This is a genomic window from Nitratireductor sp. XY-223 (assembly GCF_004959855.1).
Taxonomy (GTDB): Bacteria; Pseudomonadota; Alphaproteobacteria; order Rhizobiales; family Rhizobiaceae; genus Hoeflea_A.
Window position 1 is genome coordinate 793,951 of record NZ_SPNT01000001.1, and the last position, 22,575, is coordinate 816,525.

General features: G+C 63.3%; 18 protein-coding genes and 1 pseudogene. 11 read left to right on the forward strand and 8 right to left on the reverse strand.

What is annotated here, in order from left to right; genetic code table 11:
* Nucleotides 1-84: 84 nt before the first annotated feature.
* Nucleotides 85-5,094 carry a hypothetical protein gene (locus E4M07_RS03500; protein WP_136656884.1) on the reverse strand — a complete coding sequence of 1,670 codons (5,010 nt, stop codon included), beginning with the start codon at nucleotides 5,092-5,094 and terminating at the stop codon, nucleotides 85-87.
* Nucleotides 5,095-5,513: 419 nt separating this feature from the next.
* Here E4M07_RS03500 and E4M07_RS03505 point away from each other — a divergent pair, with 419 nt between their 5' ends.
* The 6 genes from E4M07_RS03505 (at nucleotide 5,514) to folK (ending at nucleotide 9,222) form a co-directional block, all read left to right on the forward strand.
* Nucleotides 5,514-5,894 carry an Hpt domain-containing protein gene (locus E4M07_RS03505; RefSeq protein ID WP_136656885.1) on the forward strand — a complete coding sequence of 127 codons (381 nt, stop codon included), beginning with the start codon at nucleotides 5,514-5,516 and terminating at the stop codon, nucleotides 5,892-5,894.
* Between the two features lie 139 nt (nucleotides 5,895-6,033).
* A complete protein-coding gene (locus E4M07_RS03510) occupies nucleotides 6,034-6,354 on the forward strand; it encodes a 2Fe-2S iron-sulfur cluster-binding protein (protein ID WP_136656886.1) in 321 nt (106 codons plus the stop codon).
* A gap of 44 nt (nucleotides 6,355-6,398) precedes the next feature.
* Complete coding sequence (locus E4M07_RS03515; RefSeq protein WP_136656887.1) at nucleotides 6,399-7,424, forward strand: NAD(P)/FAD-dependent oxidoreductase; 1,026 nt, start codon at nucleotides 6,399-6,401, stop codon at nucleotides 7,422-7,424.
* A gap of 10 nt (nucleotides 7,425-7,434) precedes the next feature.
* Nucleotides 7,435-8,325: a dihydropteroate synthase gene (folP, locus tag E4M07_RS03520; protein WP_136656888.1), complete on the forward strand. Its 891-nt coding sequence runs from the start codon at nucleotides 7,435-7,437 to the stop codon at nucleotides 8,323-8,325.
* On the forward strand, nucleotides 8,322-8,693 hold the full coding sequence (gene folB / locus E4M07_RS03525) for a dihydroneopterin aldolase (RefSeq protein WP_136656889.1): 372 nt from the start codon (nucleotides 8,322-8,324) through the stop codon (nucleotides 8,691-8,693). The genes folP and folB overlap by 4 nt, the downstream gene beginning before the upstream one ends.
* Complete coding sequence (gene folK, locus E4M07_RS03530; RefSeq protein ID WP_136656890.1) at nucleotides 8,680-9,222, forward strand: 2-amino-4-hydroxy-6-hydroxymethyldihydropteridine diphosphokinase; 543 nt, start codon at nucleotides 8,680-8,682, stop codon at nucleotides 9,220-9,222. The genes folB and folK overlap by 14 nt, the downstream gene beginning before the upstream one ends.
* Here the strand turns inward: folK and E4M07_RS03535 are convergent.
* A complete protein-coding gene (locus E4M07_RS03535; protein WP_136656891.1) occupies nucleotides 9,219-9,761 on the reverse strand; it encodes a hypothetical protein in 543 nt (180 codons plus the stop codon). The genes folK and E4M07_RS03535 overlap by 4 nt on opposite strands.
* Before the next feature lie 214 nt (nucleotides 9,762-9,975).
* Here E4M07_RS03535 and E4M07_RS03540 point away from each other — a divergent pair, with 214 nt between their 5' ends.
* A complete protein-coding gene (locus E4M07_RS03540; protein WP_136656892.1) occupies nucleotides 9,976-10,284 on the forward strand; it encodes a metalloregulator ArsR/SmtB family transcription factor in 309 nt (102 codons plus the stop codon).
* Nucleotides 10,285-10,289: 5 nt separating this feature from the next.
* Here the strand turns inward: E4M07_RS03540 and E4M07_RS03545 are convergent, their stop codons facing one another.
* From E4M07_RS03545 to E4M07_RS03555, 3 genes are all read right to left on the reverse strand, one after another.
* Nucleotides 10,290-11,306, reverse strand: a complete 1,017-nt coding sequence (locus tag E4M07_RS03545; RefSeq protein ID WP_136656893.1) for a TIGR01620 family protein — start codon at nucleotides 11,304-11,306, stop codon at nucleotides 10,290-10,292.
* Nucleotides 11,303-12,772 carry a YcjX family protein gene (locus E4M07_RS03550; RefSeq protein WP_169054070.1) on the reverse strand — a complete coding sequence of 490 codons (1,470 nt, stop codon included), beginning with the start codon at nucleotides 12,770-12,772 and terminating at the stop codon, nucleotides 11,303-11,305. The genes E4M07_RS03545 and E4M07_RS03550 overlap by 4 nt, the downstream gene beginning before the upstream one ends.
* Nucleotides 12,773-12,954: 182 nt before the next feature.
* Complete coding sequence (locus E4M07_RS03555) at nucleotides 12,955-13,503, reverse strand: histidine phosphatase family protein (RefSeq protein WP_136656894.1); 549 nt, start codon at nucleotides 13,501-13,503, stop codon at nucleotides 12,955-12,957.
* A gap of 290 nt (nucleotides 13,504-13,793) precedes the next feature.
* Between E4M07_RS03555 and E4M07_RS03560 the strand changes: the two are divergent.
* A pseudogene (locus E4M07_RS03560) lies at nucleotides 13,794-14,855 on the forward strand (FAD-dependent oxidoreductase); the annotation flags it as partial.
* Nucleotides 14,856-15,174: 319 nt separating this feature from the next.
* Nucleotides 15,175-15,594 carry an RNA polymerase-binding protein DksA gene (dksA, locus tag E4M07_RS03565; RefSeq protein WP_136656896.1) on the forward strand — a complete coding sequence of 140 codons (420 nt, stop codon included), beginning with the start codon at nucleotides 15,175-15,177 and terminating at the stop codon, nucleotides 15,592-15,594.
* Nucleotides 15,595-15,677: 83 nt separating this feature from the next.
* Here dksA and E4M07_RS03570 read toward each other — a convergent pair whose 3' ends face one another.
* Nucleotides 15,678-16,838, reverse strand: a complete 1,161-nt coding sequence (locus E4M07_RS03570) for a flagellar biosynthetic protein FliO (RefSeq protein WP_136656897.1) — start codon at nucleotides 16,836-16,838, stop codon at nucleotides 15,678-15,680.
* 303 nt (nucleotides 16,839-17,141) lie between these two features.
* Between E4M07_RS03570 and E4M07_RS03575 the strand changes: the two genes are divergently transcribed.
* Nucleotides 17,142-19,730 (forward strand): response regulator, encoded by a 2,589-nt coding sequence (locus tag E4M07_RS03575; protein ID WP_136656898.1) that lies wholly within the window; start codon nucleotides 17,142-17,144, stop codon nucleotides 19,728-19,730.
* Nucleotides 19,731-19,943: 213 nt separating this feature from the next.
* Nucleotides 19,944-20,594: an OmpA family protein gene (locus E4M07_RS03580; protein ID WP_136656899.1), complete on the forward strand. Its 651-nt coding sequence runs from the start codon at nucleotides 19,944-19,946 to the stop codon at nucleotides 20,592-20,594.
* Nucleotides 20,595-20,640: 46 nt separating this feature from the next.
* Here E4M07_RS03580 and E4M07_RS03585 read toward each other — a convergent pair whose 3' ends face one another.
* Together E4M07_RS03585 and E4M07_RS03590 are read right to left on the reverse strand one after the other, a co-directional pair.
* The gene (locus E4M07_RS03585) at nucleotides 20,641-21,558 is read right to left on the reverse strand and encodes a pseudouridine-5'-phosphate glycosidase (RefSeq protein ID WP_136656900.1); all 918 of its coding nucleotides are present in this window, start codon (nucleotides 21,556-21,558) and stop codon (nucleotides 20,641-20,643) included.
* Between the two features lie 26 nt (nucleotides 21,559-21,584).
* The gene (locus tag E4M07_RS03590; protein ID WP_136656901.1) at nucleotides 21,585-22,523 is read right to left on the reverse strand and encodes a carbohydrate kinase family protein; all 939 of its coding nucleotides are present in this window, start codon (nucleotides 22,521-22,523) and stop codon (nucleotides 21,585-21,587) included.
* Nucleotides 22,524-22,575: the final 52 nt, after the last annotated feature.

Sequence of the window (22,575 nt, forward strand, 5' to 3'; positions counted from 1 at the left end):
CATAGCCGTCATTTTCCGCCATCAACGAAAAATGCCGCCGGCACCTCAAGGTGCCGGCGGCATCGGATTGGATATAGCCGGGGTCTATTTCAGCCGGCCGCTGGCATGGGCGAGCATTGTGTAGACCTTGCCGGTATCCGATGTCAGGTATGTTTGCGTCACCACCTTGTCACGATCGTTCCTGGCAACGTCCGCCAGAAGCTTTTCGAAGTCGGCGATATAGTGGTCGACGGCGGAACGGAACTCCGGCTCCTGCGCGTATTTGTTCTTGATCTCCTCAAAGGTCTTCTGTCCCTTGAGCGTGTAGAGCCGGCGGGTGAAAATATCGCGCTCGCCGCTCTGGTAGCGCCGCCACAGGTCGACAGAGGCATCGTGGTCGATGGCGCGGGCGATATCCACCGAAAGCGAGTTCAGCGACTCCACCACCTGACGCGGATTGCGCTCGCGCGAATTGCTGGCGGCACTGCCGCCGGCGCTGCGCTGCGGCTGCTCGTCTTCTTCCTCCTTGCGGGAGGCGCTGCGCAACAGGTCTCTGACCCAGCCTTCGCTCTGGGGCTTGCGGGTCTTCGGTTGCCTGGCCGCCGGCTGCGAGCCGCTCTGCATCACGCCGAGACCGCCACGAAGGTCGCTCTTGTTCGACGCGGGCTTGGCCGGCTGCACGCTGCGCGGCGTTTCCGCGACAGGCGGTTCTGCCGCCGGCTTCTCAACGGCCGGAGACGCTGCGGGCCGGGGCTCCGGTGCGGCTGTCCGCGGGCTCGAGTGGTCAAGCACCTGCGACGACTGCTGGACGATGGAGGACAGGTCCTGCAGCGCCTTGATCTGCTCCGAAACGGCATTGCGCATGGCCGCGGTGCTCTCGCGCGTCTCTTCCGGAAGATCGAAGACGCCCTTCTTGATTTCCGAGCGCGTTTCCGAAAGTTCCTCGCGGATGGCGCCGGCCAGCTGGCGGATTTCGTCGGTCGCACCGGAGAACCGGCCGATGGCGTCCTCCACCGCTTCCTTGATCGCGCTCTTCATGGTGTCCGCCGTGGACGAGGAGCGGCTCTCGGTGTCCGACAGCAGGCTGCCGATGGAATCCAGCGATGACGACAGGCTGCCGGACAGTTCCTTTGCGGTGCTGCTGGCGCGCTGCTGCGCCTTTTCGAATGCGTCCTCGACGATCGATTCCAGGGAACGCATGTTCTTCTCGATTTCCTCGGACCGCTTGACCAGGCCGCTCGACAGGCCCTCGAGCGCATCCTTGCGCTCTTCCAGGGTGCTTGCCAGGCTGGATTGCGCGGATCCGAGCAGGTCCGATGCCGTCGACAGCATCTTGGAATGGTCCTCGAAGCTGCCGGAGATCGCGCTCACCTGCGACAGCGTATCGTTGGAGATCGAATCGAGCTGCGAAATATTCGACTGCAGCATCTGGGTCGATCCGGCGAACATCTCGGCGGCGCGGCCGGCCGTGTCGGCAAACTTCTCGGTCGTGTTCGTCAGGCGGGAATCGACTTCTTCCAGCGTATTGGCGGTGTTGTTGACGAGATTCGATATGGCCGAGTTGCTGCGGCCGAGTTCCGAAATTAGCTCGGTGACCTCGGTCTTGAGGCTGTTGCCGGCATTGTCGATGGCTTCGAGCGTCTCGCGTGTGCGCGACGTCAGCGCTTCGACAAGGGCAGCGCTCTGGGCTCTGAGTTCCTCGGCGCTCGCCTCGGTGATGTGCTTCAGGTCGCTGGTAATCGCATGCCCGCGTTCGGCATAGGCCTCGACCAGCGGAGTGGCCTGTTCGTCGATCAGCTTGGACAGCTCGGCCGAACGGCTCGACAGCATCGAGTTGAGTTCGCGGGTATGCTCTTCAAGCGTGGATTTGATGGCCAGGTTGCGGGCATCCATTGCCTTTTCGCTGTCGGCGAACTGCGAGGCTATGGTCTGCGCCTGTTCGCCGACCTTCTCGCCGGCTTCCGCGGCGGCGTTGGTGATCGCCTGGGCGGCGCCGAGGATACCGGACTCGCTGTCGTTCAACCGGTTGGTAAGTTCCGCCAGTTGCTTGTTCAGCGACTCCGTCCGCTCGTTCAGGCGAACCTCGATCGCATCGGAATAGGCCGCCGCGGCTTCGCTGAGGCGGGCCGAGAAGCCTTCGCCGATGCCCTGCAGCGACTGGTAGGAACGCTGCGCCTCGGAATCCATGTGCTCGACGGTCTGGGCGACGGTCTCGCGCAGGGTCGTGGCCATGCCGAGGGCCTGGGTTTCGATGGTGGCTGTGACGCTCTCCAGGCCGGCGCCGAGCGCCGTGTCCATGGTCTCAAGGCGCTCCTGCATGTTGGCGGTACGCTCGTCGATCGTCGCTCCGATGCGATCGACGTTGGCCGACAGCGTCGTGTCCATGGCCGAAACGGCTTCGTCGAGCTTGCCGGAGAGCGAAATGAACTCGCTCGACAGCGTTTCCGAAATCTTCTCGTTGCCGGCGCTCATCAGCGCGTCGATGCGCTCGGCGTTGGTGCCGAGCGTGCTCGCCAGGGCCTCGGTGTTGCCGGTCACGGAATTGGCAATCGCCTCCGAGCCGTCGCGGATCAGCCCGTCAATGCGGCTGGTATTCGCATCGAGAGTCTCTGCGAGCTGCTGTGTCGATTCCGTCACGGCCGTGGCGATGGAGCCGGTGCCGTTGCTGACAAGGCCGTCGATCCGTTCGGCGCCCGAATCCAGCGCGTTTTCAAGCGACTGGGTATGGTCGGTAATGGACTTGGCGATCGAGCCGGTTCCCTGGCGCAGGAGATTGTCGATCCGCTCGGCGTTGGAGCCGAGGGTGACGGCAAGCGCATGGGTGTTTTCTGTCACAGCGCGTCCGACGGTATCGGCGCCTTCGGACAGAAGGGTCTCGAGCCGCTCGGCATTCGATCCCAGCGTACCGGCCAGGGTCTGCGTGCTCTCGTTGGAGATATTGCCGATCGCCTGGGTGCCCTCGCGGATCAGGTTCTGAAGACGCTCGGCGCTTGATCCGAGGGTCGATTCAAGCTTGTCCGCACTGTCGGACGTCGCGTTGTTGATCGCCGCCGTTCCAAAGCCGATCAGGCCTTCAAGGCGTTCGGCGCTGGCGGTCAGCGTCTCTTCCATCTTCTGGGCGTTGTCGATCGCCGAATTGTTGATCGTCTGCGAGCCTTCGTTGATCAGCCCGGCAATGTTCTGGGCGCTGGTTTCGAGGGAAGCGGTCAGGGCGGCCGTCCGATCGTCGACAGCCCGTGCTATGGCCTCGGTCCCGCCGACCATCAACTGGTCGACCCGCTCGGAAGTATCCCGGAGCGCCGTCTCGACGGCACCGGCCTTGGCCTCCAGCTTGGATCCGATTTCGGCGCTGCTGCCGGCCAGCATCTCTTCAAGCGAATTCGACCGTTCGGCAAGCGTTCCGGCAATGCGGTCCGCATTTGACGACAGTGTGTCGGCGATGCCCGCGAGGCTCTCGCCCAGCTTGTCCTTCAGTGCGCCGCTGCGCTGCTCGAATGCCGCGGTAAATTCCGATACGCGCTCGTCGAAGGCCGTGTTGAGCTGCGATATGGAACTCTGCATCCGCTCCTGGAAAAAGCCGGAGCGGACGTCGAGGTCGCTCATCGCGTCCTCGGCATGATGCTGCAGGCTCTGACGGAAATTCACCGCCTTTTCGTCGAGCTTGGCGTTCAGGGACTCGATGACGCTGTCGAGGCCGCCGCTGAGCGCCTGTTCGCCCACGCTGAGGCTTTCGCTGATTTCCTTGGTGCGTGTGACAAGCGTCTCATTGAGCTGGCGGGCCCGCTCGTTGAGGATGGTGTTGAGCTTCTTGGTGTTGTTGTCGAGCGAGGAGGCACGGGTCTCGAACTCGGACAGCAGCGCCTGGCCGTGCTCCGTCAGGTTGAACTGCAGCGCCTCGAGCCGGTTGTCGAACTCTGTCGCGAGCGCCCGGCCGGAATTGCCGAAGGACAGCATGAGCGCCTCGGTGCGCTTCTGCAGAAGATCGGACACCGACTGTGTCAGCTCATCGGCCTGTTCGGAGAGTTTCGTGGTGCGCGTATCGAGCAGCGCGGCAACCGCCTTGCCGGAGGTCGTCAGGCGGCTGGAGATCTCGTCGCCGGCGGTTTCGAGTTCCTCGCGCAGCTGCTCGTGCGCGCTGACGATCGAGGCGCGCACGCGCTCGGAGTGGCTGACGATCGCTTCGCGTTCGTTCGCCAGGCCTTCCACGAGGCTGCGGAGCCGGACCTCATTGTCGGAATAGCTGTGCTCGAGCGCGTTGATCTCGGAGTGGACCAGCGTTTCGAGCTCCGATGCGCGGGCAATCGTCCGCTCGATACCCTCATTGATGGCGGACACCTCGCGCCGGACCGCCTGGCCGACACGCATGATGTTGTCGGTTGCCATCGTCTCGGGCTCGAACAGGCGCACGGCAAGCTCAGCCATCGACTTGGCCACGGCGCGCATTTCCTGGGCGCGGGCGATCATCATGCCGAATGCGAGGATGATCATGACCGGCAGGACAATCGCAAGGATCATCATCATGAACTGCGGGCTGTCGGCAAGATCGGCCGCCGATGCGAAGCTGTCCCCATAGACCAGATTGAACAGACCAAGACCGCCGAGCACCCACAGGCCGGCCAAGACATAGGTCACAATGCGCGCGGAGCGGCCGCCCTTGCCGTCCAGAGAGCGCATGATCGCCGCGCGGGATTCCCGGCTGTCGTCGTTGGCCGGTGCAAACAGCGGCGAAGGCGCCCGCGCGTCCTTCTGCTGCGCGTTCTGCTGGCGCTTTTGCGCCCGGGTCTGGGTTTTCGGCTGAACGCGGCTGACGCGGCCCTGTGGTGCCGGCGTCTGCTTTTGCGCGGGCTTGGCAGATGCGCTGCGCGACTGCGTCGACTTGGAAGACTGGCGCCGCGACTGGCGTGTGCCTCCCGATGAGCTCTTGGCATTGGCTTCCGAGTCGGTCTTGGCCAACTCGGCCGCGGCGGAAGCGACCTGGGCCTCCAGGTCCTCCAGCGACGGCTCGTCGGCCAGATCCGTACCCTCATCCCCTTCAAGGTCGAGGCGCAAAGCGTCTTCTAGTGCCTTGAGCGGATCGTCACTGGCCGTTTTACTTTGAGCGGTTCTCTTCGCCATACTGATCAATGCCTCGTACTCTGTACCTTTTTCCCGGGACACTGCCTGGGTTTCCGGTCCGGTGATCCGGAGGGAATGACCGCCGTCGCAAACGGTGCCGCATGCATCCGGTAAACCGGCCGCAATTGACAGGGCACTCCCCACGCGCTGTCCCCTTTTTCAGGGACTTGCCGTGTGCCAGCTTCCTTTTCTGGCACAGTTAACGGCTGGAAACAAATTCTACAGCACGATTAATGAGTTCGCCTGATCAAAGAACAACTGTGCCCAACGATACCCACAGTTAAATTTTGCCGCAAATCCGGTATTTACGTTGCGTTAACCATAAAAGCAATTTTTTGGCCTTTAATCTGGACCCGTTAAGTGCTTACCGAAGATTCTGATGTGCACTGTTTTTTACAGTAACGGGAAAGGGATAGGCTATGGCCGCACATCGGGAAATCTTCGAGCCGCCGGAGCATGGGCACTTACAGAGCCCGTCGAGCGAAAGACCGATCGATCTTGTTCACCTGGCGCGGAAAACGTCCGGGGACAAGGAGGCGGAGACCCAGGTCCTTTGCCTGTTCGCGCGTCAGGCGCGCCAATGCGTGAACCAGCTGTGCGGAACGAATCACCTGACCGACAAGAAGGACCTTCTTGCGGTGGTCCGCACATTGCATGGATCGGCCAGCAGCGTCGGCGCATTTTGCGTGTCGCGCGCGGCCGAGAGCCTGGTCAAGGATCCGAGCGACGGCGTGCTCCACGACGCGCTGACGGATGCGGTCGTCGACGTCGAGAACTTCATCTTCGGCCTGTCGCGCTAGTCCTTTCCCGACAGCATCGCAATTGCGGCGGGAAACGCCGCAATCCACTCCGGGCGCGTGCAATTCGAGCAACAACGCTTGACTTCCGCGCAAGTGTCTTTAACTCCGCATTGTTGTTCTTGAATGCGGAGCCTGCCGAATGACCAAGCTGACAATTGTGGCCAATGACGGCACGAATTTCGAAGTCGATGCCGAAGACGGCTCGACGGTCATGGAAAACGCGATCCGCAATGCAGTCCCCGGAATAGAAGCAGAGTGCGGCGGCGCCTGCGCCTGCGCAACGTGCCACGTGTATGTCGACGACAACTGGAGCGAAATCGTCGGAACGCCGGATGTCATGGAAGAAGACATGCTGGATTTTGCCTATGACGTGCGGCCCACTTCCAGACTATCATGTCAGATCAAGGTCAGGCCCGAGCTGGACGGGCTGGTTGTCTTCGTTCCCGAACGCCAGGCCTGACAGAACGCCGACCTCGTCTCGCTCAGGAAGGTCAGGATACGACAATGACCGAAGCCGTTGAAACCGATGTCGTGATCGTTGGCGCGGGTCCCGTTGGCCTGTTCGCCGTATTCGAACTCGGCCTTTATGACCTTGAATGCCACCTGATCGACATTCTCGACCGGCCGGGCGGCCAGTGTGCCGAACTTTATCCCGAAAAGCCGATCTACGACATACCGGCTTGGCCGATCATATCGGGCCAGGACCTGACCGAGAAACTGATGGAGCAGATCAAGCCGTTCAAGCCGGAGTTCCATTTCAACCGGATGGTCACGGCGCTCAGGCGGCTCGACGACGGCCGTTTCGAGGTCGAAACGGACGAGAACGAAGTGCTGCGCGCCAAGGTTATCGTCGTTGCGGCCGGCGGCGGCTCCTTCCAGCCGAAACGGCCGCCGATTCCCGGCATCGAGGCCTATGAGGGCAAGAGCGTCTTTTACTCCGTGCGGCGGATGGAGGAATTTCGCGGCCACGACCTGCTGATTGTCGGCGGTGGCGATTCCGCACTCGACTGGACACTGAACCTGCAGCCGATCGCGAATTCCGTCACGCTGGTCCACCGACGCCCGCAGTTCCGGGCGGCCGACGACAGCGTCAACAAGATGTTCGCCCTGCGCGATGAGGACGCATTGCGTTTCGAGATGGGCCAGATCTCGGCTCTGAGCGGCGAGGACGGCCAGTTGCGGTCGGCAACCCTCAAGGGCCCCGAGAGCGAAATCGAGCTGGAATGCACGCGGCTTCTGCCGTTCTTCGGCCTGACGATGAAACTCGGTCCGATCGCCGATTGGGGACTGAACCTTCACGAGAACCTGATCACGGTCGACACGGAGAAATTCGAGACCAGCGAGCCCGGGATATTCGCCATCGGCGATATCAACTGGTATCCTGGCAAGCTGAAGCTGATCCTGTCCGGTTTCCACGAGGCGGCGCTGATGTCGCAGGCCGCGCGGAAGATCGTCCGGCCCGACGAGAAGGTGATTTTCCAGTACACGACGTCCTCCACCAGCCTGCAGAAGAAGCTTGGCGTCAAATAGGTTTGGTCCGATGACAGAGGCCGCAACGAACCTGGCAAAGCCGCACCACGATTTCAGCCCGCGTGTCTGGCGACTGGCCCATGGCCGGTCCCTGGAACTGGGTGCGCGCGGCCATCTCAAGGCCATCGTCAACGTGACGCCGGATTCCTTTTCCGACGGCGGCCGGTTCGACGACATCGATGCGGCGGTCGCGGCGGCAGAAGCCATGGTCGCCGAGGGAGCTGCGATCGTCGATATCGGCGGCGAGTCGACACGCCCCGGCGCGGACCCCGTCGATGCGGAGACGGAGCAATCCAGGGTGCTGCCGGTCATAGAGGCGCTGGCGCGACGCAGTGACGCCATCCTGTCGGTCGACACCTATCGCGCCGATACGGCCCGGCGGGCCATCGAGGCGGGTGCCCACGTGATCAACGATGTCTGGGGGTTGCAGCGGGACCCCGAAATGGCGCGCACCGCAGCGGAACTCGAGGCGGGCCTGTGCATCATGCATACCGGCCGCGAACGCCAGAAGGCGGCGGATGTCGTCGAGGACCAGCATCTTTTCCTGGGGCGCTCGCTGGAACTGGCGCGGGATGCGGGCGTGGCGCATGAGGCGATCGTGCTCGATCCCGGATTCGGCTTCGCCAAGGATGCCGACGAGAATGTCGAGCTGATGGCCCGTTTCGCGGAGTTGCACGCCCTGGGGCACCCGCTCGTGGCGGGAACCTCGCGCAAGCGTTTCATCGGTGCGGTCAGCGGTCGCGACATGGACCAGCGCGATATCGCGACCGCGTCGACGACCGCCATGCTGCGGCTGCAGGGCGCCGCCATATTCCGGGTCCACGATATTCCAGCGAACAAGGACGCCCTTGCCATGGCCGACGCGGTCCTGGCCCGGCGTTATTCCGGAGCCGGCAGATGAGCAAGACATACCGTATCGGATTGAAAAACTGCGTCTTCTTCGCCAGACACGGCGTTTTCGAGGCCGAAGCGCAGCTTGGCCAGAGTTTTTACATCGATGTCGAAATGGACGTGCTCGCCGGTGACGCGCTGACAACCGACGCGCCGGAAAGCACCGTCGACTACGGTGCCGTCCACACGGCACTCCAGCAAATCGTGACGCAGGAGCGCTTCAAGCTCATCGAGGCGCTTGCCCACCGGATCGGCAAGGACCTGTGCGCCCAGTTTCCGACGATCACGAGGGTCGTCGTGACCATCCGCAAGCCAAGCGCGCCCATTCCAGGCATCTTCGATCATGCTGAGGTCAGCGTCGCCTATGTCCCGGAGTGAGGCACTGTCCAAGCCGTCCATGGCGGCGCTGGGACTGGGCGGCAATATAGGCGATCCGCCGGTAAGCATGGCCAGGGCCTTGCGCATGCTCGACGAGACCGACGGAATCGCGGTGTCGGCGGTGTCGCGTCTCTATCGCACGCCGCCCTGGGGCAAGACCGATCAGGACTGGTTTTTCAATTGCTGCGCGATGGTCGAGACGAAGATCGCGGCGCGCGACCTGCTGGAAACATGCCTGGACATCGAGCGGCGGCTCAAACGCAGACGGCGCGAGCGCTGGGGTCCGCGTATCATCGATATCGACGTGTTGACCTTCGCAGACAGGATGATCGATGAGGAAGGGCTGGTCGTTCCGCATCCGCACATGCACGAACGCGCATTCGTGCTATTGCCGCTGATGGATATCGCCGCAACGATTCAGGTGCGGGGCCGGCCGCTGTCGGACTGGGCGAAACAGGCCGACGGCGCCGGTATCGAGATCGTCAGCGAAGACGGTGCGTGGTGGAAACAAAGCGGCGGGGCGCGCTAGCGCAGGTGGTCCTGCGTGTTAGAGGAGCCGATGCGCTGATCGCGCGACAGCGTCATGCCGATAACCGGGATCAGCCGTTCGCGGACTTGCACGGATATCGTCACGTTCATGACGTCGGGCTCTTCCAGATGCGCGACCATCGCACCGTTGAGTTTCTTGCGGTTGAGACCGACAACAATCTTGTTGCCCCTGACCTGGCCGGACGTCAGATCCAGGCCCTCGCCGTTGGCACCGTCCTGGAACTGGCCGCGATACTCGCCGCGGCGGCCGCCGATGAAGGCCGACATCTTCTGCGAAAAGATGCCGACGCGGCAGTGGCCGTCCATGGCAACGCCGACCGCGTGCTCCTCAGACGGCGCGCCCTTGAACTTGCAGACGAATTTGGTGCCCTTGTATTTGCCGGCGACGATTTCCCCCGGACCGTGCCACACGCCGGTGACGGAATCGAAGAACACCTTGTCCTTCGGTCCGGCCAATGACGGAGATGCGAAACCTGCGAATACCAGGGCAAGTGCGGTCAGGGACAAACGAAACAACATGATCCAGCCTGCAGCAAATTGGGGACATCCCACCATCAACCGGAATGGTTAAGGGCCGGTTGAAAGTCGCGCGGATTGTACCAGAGGGCAGTGAAATATCTAAATCAGGCCGATTCTGGGCCGATAGCCGGCTATGTTGAGACCGTCGGCGGCCCGTCCGCCGTTTCCGGGCTGCCCATGTTGACGGCGCGGGATCAGGGATTATGTTCCGCCTATGAACGAATCCAACGCAGCAAAATCGCTCTCCGCGCTCGGGCACGAAGCCCGTCTGGCCGTGTTCCGCCTGCTTGTGAAAGCGGGCGAGGGCGGGTTGAATGTCGGCGATATCGTGCAGCACCTTTCGATCCCGCCGTCCACGCTTGCCCATCACCTTTCGGCGCTTGTCGATGCCGGGCTGGTGCGGCAGGAACGCTTTGGCCGCGAAATCCGCAACTATGCCGACTACGATGTCGTCACCGACCTGGTCGATTTCCTGACCAAGGAATGCTGCGTCGGCTTGAGCCAGCCGGACAGCGCAGCCTAGAGCGTTCAGTTTTTGTTCTTTTCTTCCTTCTTGCCGCCCGCGGCCTGGCGGGTCAGGTCGCCGACGAATTCGCCGATGCCGGGACGTTTGAGGCTGTGAAACGCGAGCGGCCGGCACAGATCCATCGCTGCGATGCCGATGCGCGCCGTCATCAGCCCGTTGACCACGCCTTCACCGAGCCGCGCGGACACCTTGCTGGCCAGCCCTTGTCCCATGAGTTGCTGGATCATCCCGTCACCGAGCGCCATCGAGCCGGTCACCGCCAGATGGCCGACCACGTCGCGGGCGAGCCGAATGGCGCCCAAAGTGCCAGGCCTGCCGCCGTACAGCGTCGCCAGCCGGCGAATGAGGCGCATGGACTCGAACAGAACATAGCCGATATCGATCAGTGCGCGCGGGCTGAGCGCGGTCACCACCGAAACCCGCTTGGATGCATTGACGATGAGGCGGCGCGCTTCCTGGTCGACCGGACCGAGCAGTTGCGTCTCGATCAAATCCATCAGGTGCGGCCCGTCGATGACCTCGCCGTCGAGCTCCTTGAGCTGTCGCCGGGCGCGGGCCGTTTCCGGCCGGTCGGCGAATATCCGCATCAGTCGCGCCTGAACGGAGCGCGCATGTTTCGGCAGCTTCTCCTGGCGGGCTTTTTCCGCCTCTTCCCGTATGGAATGGACTGCGTCGAGCCGCATCAATGAGCGGATTTCACGCAGGGCAATTCCGACGAGCGAGACGACTGCGATTGCAGTAAGAGCCGTGGCCATCCAACCCAGCCAGACGGACCGCGCGAAAAAGCCGGCGATCAGCCCGTCCAGCCACAGCGCAAATGCCATTGAGAACAGGAGGCCGAAGGCGCCGAGCGCGAGTTTGCCGAAGGAAAATCCCCGCCGTTTCGGTTCCGCCACGGGCGGCGTCAGCATTTCGACAGGCAGGGCCTCGCCGCCGGGATCCGCGAATTCCAGCGGGAGCAGCTCGTCTTCGCTCTCTTCGATGTCGAATGCGGCCGGTTTTCGTTGCTTTTTAGTCATGCCAGCCAGTCCCCGAACAGAAACTCGAATGCCCGATCCAGGCGGATGTGCGGCAGCGAAAGGGTCACGCCCTCGGCCGTGCGTTCCAGCCGGGGCGGACGGAAGCGGACGAAATTCAGATGCGGCAGCGTGGCCGATTGCGTGCCCAACTGCTGAAAAAATGAATCCGCATCTTCCGGTAAGTCACCGGGAAATATGCGCTTATCGGTATTTCCGTTGAAGGTCTTTCCATCAATTTTCTCGCCCTTCATGGGTGTCCCGACGATCAGGGGCAGCGTGTCCCTGCCGTGTTTCGCCGTGGTCTCGCGCGTGGCGCGCACAGCCGCCAGGGCAATGACCTCGATATCGGCCCTCGCATAGCCGGCTTGTTGCGTTGCGCGGTTGACCAGTCGCCTGACCACCTCCTCGAGCCGATCGTGGCTTTCCTGGTGCAGATGGTCGGCCTTGGTGGCGCCGATCAGCACCCGGTCGATGCGCCGGGATATCAGGGAGGTCAGAAAATTACCGCGGCCGGGGCGGAAACACGACAAAATGTCGACCAGGGCGCGTTCGAGGTCCTGCACGGCTTCGGGACCCGCATTCATCGCCTGAAGCGCGTCGATAAGGATTATCTGACGGTCGAGCCGCGCGAAATGTTCGCGGAAGAACGGTTTGACGACAAGGCTCTTATAGGCCTCGTAGCGCCGTTCCATCATTGCCCACAGCGATCCGGACGGCGCCGAGCCCTCCGGCAGGTCCGGGAGCGGCGAGAACGTCAGGGCCGGGGAGCCTTCGAGGTCGCCCGGCATCAGGAAGCGGCCCGGCGGCAGCGTCGACAATGCCCGCTCGTCGCTGCGGCAGTTCCGCAGATATTCGGCGAAGAGGCCGGAAATGCCGCGTGCATGCGTTTCATCGGCGGCGGCGCGAACGTCAATATTCGCTGCGGTATCAAGCCATTGGCGGGACAGGTCGACGCGGGCGGGCGAGCGTGCGAGGCCGACGGCCATGCGGCTGAAAGCGGCGAAATCCTGCTGCAGGAGCGGCAGGTCAAGAAGCCATTCACCGGGGTAGTCAACGATGTCGATGGAAAGCTTTCCGGAGGAGAGCAGCCTGTTCCAGGCGCTGGCGGATTCATATTCGATGGTCAGGCGCAGTTCGGAGATGGCGCGCGTCGATTGCGGCCAAAGGCGGTCGTCGACCAGGGCACGCACATGATCCTCGTACTGGAAGCGCGGGACCCCGTCGTCGGGCTGGGGTTCGAGATAGGCGGCAGCGATGCGGCCGCTTTGCTGCGCCTTGAACAACGGCAAACGGCCGCCATGCATCAGATTGTGAACGAGTGCGGTGATGAACACCGTTTTTCCGGCGCGCGAAAGTCCCGTCACGCCGAAGCGCATGGTCGGACGCAGCAAATCGCCGGCCCGGTCGACAAGATTGTCGACCGTGATCAGGGCCTCATCCGAAATGCGGGAAAGAGCAGAACCCAATTGTCACCTGCTTCGCGTGATCGTTGGAGGGGATATAAGAACCCACCCGGCGGCTGTTCAACCCGATGCCGATACGCCGCGTTTTTTCCGAACACCCGCCGTTGTCGTTCCGTTCGCCGACACGGCTGGAGGATATTCAAAATTTGCCTTTTATAACAGCAGGTTCATTGCCGACGCGGCACTCATCCTTCGACCCGTTGCGCCAGTTTGCGCAACCGTTTGGGCGACAGAAACTCACGCAGATGCCCGCCGCGGCCGATTGTTGCCAGGGGGCCTTCGAACTTGAGGACAGCGAGCCCGGCGGTCGGAAAACCCTTTTGCAGCCGTTCGCCCGGCCGGTCCTTGGCGGTGGCGCTCAGGAACCGGGCCGTGTCCTCCATCATCGGGTTATGTCCGATCAGCAGGACCGGAGACGCGGACTGTTGCGACAGGAGGTCGACGTAGTAACGGTAATCGTTGCTGTACAGCGCATCCACGTTTTCAACCCGCGGCGGGCTCGCCAGGTTCGACAGAACGATGTCGCAGGTCTGCCGGCACCGCGCTGCGGTCGAGCACAGTACAAGTTCCGGTGGGCGATCGAGTTTTGAAAGCGCGGCGCCGACGATTTGCGCGTCTTCGATGCCGCGCTCGTCGAGCGGGCGGTCGAAGTCCCGCTGGCCGGGGCGCGCCCAGGCGGAATGGGCATGCCGAAGCAAGTAGACGATCGCGGGTTTCGGTGTTTTCTTGTCCATGCGCGCTTTCTGCCGTATGCGGGGCCGGTACGGCCCCGTGTCCCGGCATTTAAAGCATCATTCGACCGGCGACGCGAGAGGGTGGCGTGCAAATGGTGCCCGGGGTGGGGAAAACGGCGGCCGCCGCGCATTGCGGTCTGTCGGACACCGCGCATTCGTGCGAATGCTTCTGCCTGCGACGGATGTTTAGTCCGAAACACAAGGGTGCCTCTTTGCCGCAATCGACCGGCCACGCTGCCATCTACTACGCCGCCAAAATGCGGCCCCGTCCCCAGTGCCAGCCGCTCGACGGCCTGGTGGAGGCCGATGTCGCCGTGATCGGCGGCGGGCTCGCGGGTCTGACCGCAGCGCGCGAAGTCGCGGCAAGGGGGTTTTCGGTCGTGGTTCTCGAGGCCAACCGGATCGGCTGGGGTGCATCGGGACGCAATGGCGGTTTCGTGTCTCCGGGATATGCGCAAGGAGTCGATGCCATCGAACGTCGCGTCGGCAAGGCGCGCGCGATGCGGCTTCACCGGCTTTCCGTCAAGGGCGTGGACTACATCGAGAAGACCATACTCGATGCCGGGCGCGAGGACATTGTCGGCGGGCGGGGCTGGTTGCATCTCATCCGCCACAGACGAACGGATGCCCTTCGTCAATGGCAGCGCAAGATGGCTGCAGAATACGGCGCCGAGCTCGCGTTTCTCGACCGCACCGCGATCCGGGCGCTGCTCGACACCGACCGGTATCATGCCGGCGTCATCGATGCCCGGTCCTTTCATATCGACCCGTTGGCCTATGCCGAACTGATGCTCGATTTGTGCCGCGACGCCGGCGTGCGCGTTCACGAGGGAACGCGTGCCATCGACGTGCGCAAGTCCGGCGCGACCTTTCATGTGCGAACGGCCGGTGGCGAGGTGAGGGCGCCTTCCGTGGTGGTTGCGAGCAGTGCCTATGGCGGCCCGGTCGCGGCGGTCGAACGCAGCGTTCTGCCGGTGGCGACCTATGTCGTTGTCAGCCGTCCCGCAGGTGAGCGCATCGGCGATGTCATCCGCTATCGCGGCTGCATCACCGATCAGCGGCGCGCCGGCGACTATTACCGCGTGGTAGGGGACGAAACCGGGCTGCGTCTGCTGTGGGGCGGGCGCATTACCACCCGGCGCTCCGAGCCGGCGCGCCTTTCGCGCATGCTGCTTGGCGACATTTTACGCATTTATCCGCAGCTTCGAGGCCTGGAAATCGAGTACACCTGGTCCGGATTGATGGGCTACGCGCGCCACAAGATGCCGATTGTCGGCGAGATCAGCCCCGGGCTGTTCGCGGCGACCGCATTCGGCGGCCACGGTCTCAACACGACTGCCGCTGCCGGCCTGGCGGTTGCCGATGCAATTGCCGGCTCGAAGGAGCAACTGACGCTGTTCGAGGACTACAGGACCGCCTGGGGCGGCGGCGCGCTCGGCCGGATCGCCACGCAGATCGAATACATGCGGTTAAGACTTGTTGACTATATCGACGAAATATAAGCCAAGCAGAATTGTGAACTTGCTATGACAATTTCGCAATTCAAACTAGATGCTTACTTATTCCCGGATCCTCACAAAAAACTGAACTGACCGATGAATTCGCGCTTGTAAGCGCAGGTCGGTGTGGCTATACACACGCCCGAAAAGCACTGCTAACTAAGGAATCACCATGAATGACATGATCGATCTTGGTTCCTATGTTCCCTCGGACGACGAGGAGTTCATGAATGAGAAGCAGCGTGCCTATTTTCGAGCCAAGTTGAATGCATGGAAGAACGAGATTCTGCGCGAGGCGCGGGAAACGCTCGGCAACCTTCAGGAAGACAGCGCAAATCACCCCGATATCGCGGACAGGGCCTCGTCGGAAACCGACAGGGCCATAGAACTGCGCGCGCGGGACCGGCAACGCAAACTGATCTCCAAGATCGACGCGGCCCTGCGGCGGCTCGACGAAGGCACCTACGGATACTGTGAGGAAACCGGGGAGCCGATCAGCCTCAAGCGTCTTGACGCGCGGCCGATCGCTACTCTTTCCATCGAGGCCCAGGAACGCCACGAGCGTCGCGAAAAAGTCTATCGCGACGAATAACGCACGAAGAAGCAGCAAATGAAAAAGGCGGCCGGTGCCGCCTTTTTTGTTTCGAGGTCAACAGGCGGGCGCAAAGCGCTGCCCTAATGTTTCACGGTCAGGTCACCGAGCAGTTTCTTCATTTCGTCTTCCAGAGAAGCGGCCGGCGGTTTCACCGTATCATCCTTCTCGGATTCAGGCTGCACTTCCGGCTCCTCCTTTTCCGCTGACAGTTTCTGCTGCTCGGCCTTGCTCATCTCGGCCTCCAGCACCCTGTCGAAGTCGGCAATCAGCTCGTCGGCGGTTACGGTCGGCGCCGGGGCCTCGATATTGTCCGCAGGTTTCGCGGCCGTTTCGACGAGGGGGATGCCGGCCGTGGCAGCGACAACGGTTGCCTCCGGCGGTTGGGAGGGTTTGCTTTCGGCCTCCTTCGACGGCGCATCGGCTTCCGGCTGCACGGTCGGCGCCGCATCCTCTTCCGGCAGAACCAAGTCTTTTTCCGGCAGAACAAGGTCCCGTGCCGCTTCCAGAACGTCTTCGAGCTCTGCGGTGATCGCCGGGTCGTCTTTCTTCTCGCTCGGCGGTTCGACCGCATCGGACACAGCCGCGGAGACAGCGACAGCCGCAAGTTCAGGCGCCGGCGGTTCGATCACGGGCGCGGGCGCCGGTTTCGCCTCCGTAACGGGCCGTGGCGGTTCCCCGGCCGGTTTTTGCTTGTCAGCCGGTGTGGGTTCGGGCTTGGCCGCCACTTCCTTGGCCGGTGGCGCCGGCGGCTTGTCGGCCGGCTTCGACGGCGGCACGCTCAGCGGCTCCGTTGTGATCGGCTCGGCCGACTTAGGCGGCGGCGGGGCTTTCTGCGGCTGCGGGCGCTGCTGCGGCTTCGGCGCCGGCGGTGCCGATGGCTGCTGGGCGGCTGCGGGCTGCTGGGAGACCGCGGACTGCTGGGCCGCGGCTTCCTGCTGCGCGGCGCGCATGGCAGCGCGGTTGATGCCGCGCTCGACAACGATATCGCTCGGACCGCCGATCATGAGAAGGTGTTCGATATTGTCGCGGCGCACCAGAACGAGCTTCCGGCGCGCATCAACCGCCGTCGCATCGAGCACCGCGAGTCGCGGCTGGCGGGAGCCACCACCGCGTATGAATGCCATGTGACCGCGCCGCCTCAGGTTCCAAACGAGAAGGCCGATGGCGATAAGAATGACCACGCCCACCGCAAGCATGGAATAAAGGGACATGCCGTCCGTGCTGAAAAGCGCATCACCCATATGTATTCAACTTCATAAACGTCCCACACTCTCGCTTCACCGCTGCGAGTCGGCGAAACCGCCGCTGCGGTAAAGCGTAGATGCCGATTGTGGCGCTTGCAAGCTTGGGGCCGCCAAAATTCAAACTACACACAATTTGCGCACCGGTTTTACCCATATATGTCAGCCGGTTCAAAGCAATGGCGGCATTAGCAGTGTAAAGGCTGCGTGCAAATCCCGCTCTCTCTTTCAATGTGTTAACGAATGTGGTCCAAACGGGATATTGTATTTCAAGGGAATCATGCTCGCTTCAAGAGGACGGTGATGGCGCGAGACAACCAGTCGGGAGACTACCCGACGCCGATCATAGACCGGCACTCGAAACCCGGGACCGTGGTTCGCCTGACCGTTCTCGCAATCGTCCTCGTCGGCGCGGCGATTGCGTTTGTCTATCTCGAAGGACGCGTCAACACCAATCTCGGTCTCGGCCTGCTCGGCATGCTGGCGATGATCGGCATCTTCTATCTTGTCTCAACCGTGATCGGGTTCGTTCAGATCATGCCGCGCGGCGGCGGCGACATCCTGTCGCGCATTTTCATCGACGGCCATCCCGAAGGCACCGTCGTGACGGACAACAAGGGGCGCGTCGTTTACGCAAACCGGACCTATGCTGACCTCATCGGCGCCAACAGCCCGGCCGATGTCCTGTCCATCGAAGCGATCATGTCGAACGACAACCAGGCGGCCGAAGCGGTCTACCGGTTGACCAACCAGATCCGCGAAGGCAAGGAGGGCCAGGAGGAGTTCCGCCTGCTCAAGGGCCTCGGCGGCAATTCCCCGGGCGCCGAAGGGCCGCGCTGGTACCGGTTGCGTGCCCGGCCGCTCGACATCGGCGATGCCGGCGAACAGCTGCATGCGTGGCAGCTCTCCGACATCACCGCGGAACGCGAAGACCAGGAGAAGTTCTTCCGCGAGCTGCAGCACGCGATCGATTATCTCGATCACGCGCCCGCGGGGTTCATGTCCACCGGCCAGAACGGCGCGATCGTCTATATCAACGCGACGCTCGCCGACTGGATCGGCCTCGACCTCACCCAGTTCACGCCGGGCTCCATCGCGCTCAACGATCTGATCGCCGGCGAGGGCATGGCGCTGATCGAATCCGTCGAGGCGGCGCCCGGGCTCGACAGGACGGCAACGCTCGACCTCGACATGCTGCGCCGGGACGGAAAAAGCATGCCGGTGCGGCTTGTCCACCGGGTCAGCGCGCCGCGTGACGGCGCACCGGGCGAAAGCCGGACCATCGTGCTCTTGCGGGGCGGCGAGTCGAGCGGCCCGAGCGAGGCGGCGGCGGAAATGCGCTTCACGCGCTTCTTCAACAACACACCGATGGCCATCGCCTCCGTGGACGGGGGCGGCAAGATCGTCCGCACCAACGCGCCTTTCCTGAAAATGTTCTCCGGCGCGGTGTCGCGGGACGACCTGGAAAAAGGCGCGCGCTTCGAAACCGTCGTGCACGAGGCCGATAGGAAACTCTTTGCATCGGCGCTTGAGGCGGCGAGCGAAGGGCAGGGGGACATCGCGCCGGTGGACACCCGTCATGCCGCGGACGAGGAACGGTTCTTCCGCTTCTATGTCACCGCCGTCATCGACGACGGCGACAGCAAGGAAACCGCCATCGTCTACGCGGTGGAGACCACCGAGCAGAAGGCGCTCGAGGCGCAGATGGCGGAAACCCAGAAGATGAACGCCGTCGGCACCCTGGCCGGCGGCATCGCACACGATTTCAACAACGTGCTGACGGCCATCCTGCTTTCGGCCGACCACCTGCTGCTGTCGCTGCGCCCCTCCGATTCCGCCTTCGCCGATCTCATGGAGATCAAGCGCAATGCCAACCGTGCCGCAGTCCTCGTGCGCCAGCTGCTCGCCTTTTCGCGCAAGCAGACCATGCGGCCGACCGTCCTGTCCATGACCGACGTGATCGGCGACCTGCGCATGCTGGTCGACCGGCTGACCGGAACCCATGTGAAGCTCGACATCGGCTACGGCAAGGACCTGTGGCCGGTGAAGACGGATCTCGGCCAGTTCGAGCAGGTGATCATCAACCTTGCCGTAAACGCCCGCGACGCCATGCCGGACGGCGGGACGATCAAGCTCAGCACGGCCAATGTCGAGAGCAGCGAGGTGGCGGCGCTCAACAACCGCGGCATGGAGGTCGGCGACTATGTGATGATCGCCATCGAGGACGAAGGAACGGGCATCGCACCGGACCTGCTCGACAAGATCTTCGAGCCGTTCTTCACCACCAAGGATGTCGGCAAGGGCACGGGACTGGGACTATCCATGGTCTACGGGATCATCAAGCAGTCCGGCGGCTACATCTATCCTGAATCCGAGGTCGGCAAGGGATCGATCTTCCGCATCTACCTGCCGCGTCATGTCGAGACGGAAGAGGAGGCCGCACCCGAAGCCGCCGCCGACAAGCCCGCGGCGTCGGGCGGTGCCAACGGGTCGGGCGGCCAGAAGGAACCCACCGATCTGACGGGCTCGGCGACGGTTCTGCTGGTGGAAGACGAGGAGGCGGTGCGGCGCGGCGGAAAGCGCATGCTGGAGACGCGCGGCTACACGGTGCACGAGGCCGGCTCCGGCGTCGAGGCGCTCGACGTGATCAAGGAACTGGAAGGCGATGTTGACATCGTCGTCTCCGACGTCGTCATGCCGGAGATGGACGGGCCGACGCTGTTGCGCGAGCTGCGCAAGGAATATCCGGACATGAAGTTCATATTCGTCTCCGGATATGCGGAGGACGCCTTTGCGAAGAACCTTCCGGAGAATGCCCAGTTCGGGTTCCTGCCGAAGCCGTTCTCGCTCAAGCAGCTGGCAACGGCGGTCAAGGAGGTCATCGACAGCTAGCCGCATTGGCCCAGGCCCCGGTCGGGTGACGGGATTGGCGCAGTCGGGAAAATGCAGCTAACTGTAGGACAACGATTCGTTATTTGGTGCGCCGGGTGTGGAATTCGCCATATTGCGTTCCCATCTATCGGCAATCGAAAAGAACACAATGGCGCCGCAATATTGATATTGAAGCCAGTTCAAATCTCATTCACCTTGGACGGGGGAAGCTAAATGTACAAGAAAATCGCAGTCGCAACGGTGGCGGGCGCCTTCCTGGCGGGTTGCATGACAACCGATCCCTATACCGGAGATCCGCGTCCGACGCGAACGGCCACGGGTGCGGCGCTCGGCGCAGCGGCCGGCGCGGGGCTCGGGCTGCTGGCCGGCGGCAACGACCGGCGCAACGCGCTCGTCGGCGCCGGTATCGGCCTGCTCGCGGGCGGCGCCATCGGCAACTACATGGACCGGCAGGAAGCCGAGCTGCGGGCGCAACTCCAGGGAACCGGCGTTTCGGTCACGCGCAACGGCAACAACCTGGTTCTCAACATGCCATCCAACGTGACGTTCGCGCTTAACCAGGCGCAGATCGATCCGAGTTTCTTCCAGACGCTGAATTCGGTGGCGATCGTGTTGTCGAAATACAACCAGACGCTCGTCGATGTTTACGGCTACACGGATTCGACCGGCTCGGCCCAGTACAACCTCGATCTTTCGCAGCGGCGCGCGCAATCCGTTTCGTCCTATCTTTCGGCGCAGGGCATCGACCCGCGGCGCATGTATGTCGTCGGCTTCGGCGAGGAGCGGCCGATCGCCAGCAACGCGTCGGAAGCCGGGCGGGCGCAGAACCGGCGCGTCGAAATCCAGATCGTTCCGCTCAGCTAGCCGGAACCATCAGCGAAATCCGAAGGGCGCCGGTCATTCCGGCGCCTTATTCGTTGAGGGAACCGGCGATGCGTGCAGCTAAGCGCGCATTGTTGTGGACCAGCGCGATATTGGTCGCCAGGCTGCGGCCTTCGGTGATCGCAAGTATCTCGTTCAGCAGGAACGGTGTGACCGCCTTGCCGGCGATGCCTTCCTCCCGTGCCCTGTCGAGGGCGCGGCCGATATGGCCGTTCATTTCCTCGCGCGGTATCTCGTGCTCCTCGGGCACGGGATTGGCCACCAGCATGCCGCCGCCGATGCCCATGGCGGCGCGCGTGTTGTGAAAACGCGCGATGTCCGCCGGATCGTCGAGGCGCAGCGGACTTTCAAGGCCCGATCGCCGCGACCAGAACGCCGGCAGTTCGTCGGCGCCGTAGGTGACGACGGGCACACCCCTGGTCTCCAGCACTTCCAGCGTCTTCGGAATATCGAGGATCGCCTTGGCGCCGGCGCTGACGACGATAACCGGCGTCCTTGCCAGTTCCTCGAGATCGGCGGATATGTCGAAATCCTTTTCCGCGCCGTGGTGAACGCCGCCGATGCCGCCGGTCGCGAAGACGCCGATGCCGGCAAGTTCCGCCGCGATCATCGTTGCAGCCACCGTCGTCGCGCCGGTTTTCCCGGCAGCGACCGCGAAGGCAAGGTCGGCGCGCGAGACTTTCAGCGCCTCCGTGGTCTTCGCCAGGACCTCGAGCGTTTCTTCTTCCAGGCCAATATGCAGGCAGCCGTCGATGACGGCGATGGTCGCCGGGACAGCCCCCTCGGCGCGGATGATTGCCTCGACCTCGCGGGCCATCTCAAGATTGTCGGGCCAGGGCATGCCGTGGGTGATGATGGTCGATTCCAGCGCGACGACGGGCCGTCTTGCGTCGAGCGCGGCGCGGACCTCGGTCGAATAGGCCAGGGGGAAGGGGGGCTTGGTCATGGATGTTTCTGTCCGGTGGCGGTGAATTACGGATAGGGTTCCGGCTCGGGAACGCGATGCAATATGGCTTCGACAGCCGCGGTGCTTAGCTGCCGCGGCGCCGCCTCGGCCGCCTGGACGGCCAGACCGGCGGCCGCCACGCCGTAGCGCAGCGATGCGCTGAAACCGTTGCCGCCCAGGTAGGCGTGCAGGGTGGCGGCGGCCAGCGTGTCGCCGGCGCCCGTCACGTCGACGATCGTATCGACGGGCGGCGGGGCGATCTGGAACAGGTCGGCGCCGTCAAAGCCGAGGACCGGGCCCTGGCCGCGCGAGATCGCGCCGCGTCGGATTCCGAGTTCCCGCAGCTTGTTCGGCCACTCCTCCTGCGGCGTGTCTGTGCCGCAGAGCGCGGCGGCTTCGGCGGCATTCATGAACACCGCCTCAAGTCCGTCGAATGCGCCTGCCAGGCGCGCGACCTTGGCCGGCGAGATGGCGATCGCCGTCAGCGGCCTGCCGTTCCGGGCCGTCATCGCCGCCAGCGCCGCGAGCGTATCGGCGGGAAGATTGGCATCGCACAGCACGAGGTCGGCGTCGGCGACGGCCTCGCGGATCGATTTGCGCGACAGCTGGCGGTGGACGAAATGATCGTAGAGATCCATGTGTGCGACGGCGATCACGAGGTTGCCGTCGCTTTCAAGAACAGCCGTGTAGCTCGGCGTGGCGCGGTCGAGAAAGACCTGCGCCATGTCGGCGATACCGGCCGCTTCCATCGCCGCGCCGACCCACTCGCCGGCGCTGTCGCCGCCGCGCACCGAGACCATCGCGACATCATGACCGAGGCGCGCCAGGCTGCGCGCAGCGTTGAAGCCGCCGCCGCCGGGTTCCTCGCGCCAGTGGCCGGGGTTGCTGGCGCCCGGCGCGGTGGTGCCGCTGATCGTCGCGCGCCGGTCGATATGCGCCCCTCCGAGGACGAGAATCCGAGCCATGTGGAACTGCCTGTTCGCCGCGGCGGCCATCGCCGCGATTCTAGGGGTTGGC

What these genes read in the sequence shown, in the direction of transcription:
- E4M07_RS03535 (WP_136656891.1), bottom strand. Translation starts at nt 9,761, where the DNA reads ATGTTGTTTCGTTTGTCCCTGACCGCACTTGCCCTGGTATTCGCAGGT.
- E4M07_RS03515 (WP_136656887.1), top strand. Translation starts at nt 6,399, where the DNA reads ATGACCGAAGCCGTTGAAACCGATGTCGTGATCGTTGGCGCGGGTCCC.
- E4M07_RS03585 (WP_136656900.1), bottom strand. Translation starts at nt 21,558, where the DNA reads ATGACCAAGCCCCCCTTCCCCCTGGCCTATTCGACCGAGGTCCGCGCC.
- folK (WP_136656890.1), top strand. Translation starts at nt 8,680, where the DNA reads ATGTCCCGGAGTGAGGCACTGTCCAAGCCGTCCATGGCGGCGCTGGGA.
- E4M07_RS03540 (WP_136656892.1), top strand. Translation starts at nt 9,976, where the DNA reads ATGAACGAATCCAACGCAGCAAAATCGCTCTCCGCGCTCGGGCACGAA.
- E4M07_RS03575 (WP_136656898.1), top strand. Translation starts at nt 17,142, where the DNA reads ATGGCGCGAGACAACCAGTCGGGAGACTACCCGACGCCGATCATAGAC.
- E4M07_RS03590 (WP_136656901.1), bottom strand. Translation starts at nt 22,523, where the DNA reads ATGGCTCGGATTCTCGTCCTCGGAGGGGCGCATATCGACCGGCGCGCG.
- folB (WP_136656889.1), top strand. Translation starts at nt 8,322, where the DNA reads ATGAGCAAGACATACCGTATCGGATTGAAAAACTGCGTCTTCTTCGCC.
- E4M07_RS03510 (WP_136656886.1), top strand. Translation starts at nt 6,034, where the DNA reads ATGACCAAGCTGACAATTGTGGCCAATGACGGCACGAATTTCGAAGTC.
- E4M07_RS03500 (WP_136656884.1), bottom strand. Translation starts at nt 5,094, where the DNA reads ATGGCGAAGAGAACCGCTCAAAGTAAAACGGCCAGTGACGATCCGCTC.
- E4M07_RS03570 (WP_136656897.1), bottom strand. Translation starts at nt 16,838, where the DNA reads ATGGGTGATGCGCTTTTCAGCACGGACGGCATGTCCCTTTATTCCATG.
- dksA (WP_136656896.1), top strand. Translation starts at nt 15,175, where the DNA reads ATGAATGACATGATCGATCTTGGTTCCTATGTTCCCTCGGACGACGAG.
- E4M07_RS03580 (WP_136656899.1), top strand. Translation starts at nt 19,944, where the DNA reads ATGTACAAGAAAATCGCAGTCGCAACGGTGGCGGGCGCCTTCCTGGCG.
- E4M07_RS03505 (WP_136656885.1), top strand. Translation starts at nt 5,514, where the DNA reads ATGGCCGCACATCGGGAAATCTTCGAGCCGCCGGAGCATGGGCACTTA.
- E4M07_RS03545 (WP_136656893.1), bottom strand. Translation starts at nt 11,306, where the DNA reads ATGACTAAAAAGCAACGAAAACCGGCCGCATTCGACATCGAAGAGAGC.
- E4M07_RS03555 (WP_136656894.1), bottom strand. Translation starts at nt 13,503, where the DNA reads ATGGACAAGAAAACACCGAAACCCGCGATCGTCTACTTGCTTCGGCAT.
- folP (WP_136656888.1), top strand. Translation starts at nt 7,435, where the DNA reads ATGACAGAGGCCGCAACGAACCTGGCAAAGCCGCACCACGATTTCAGC.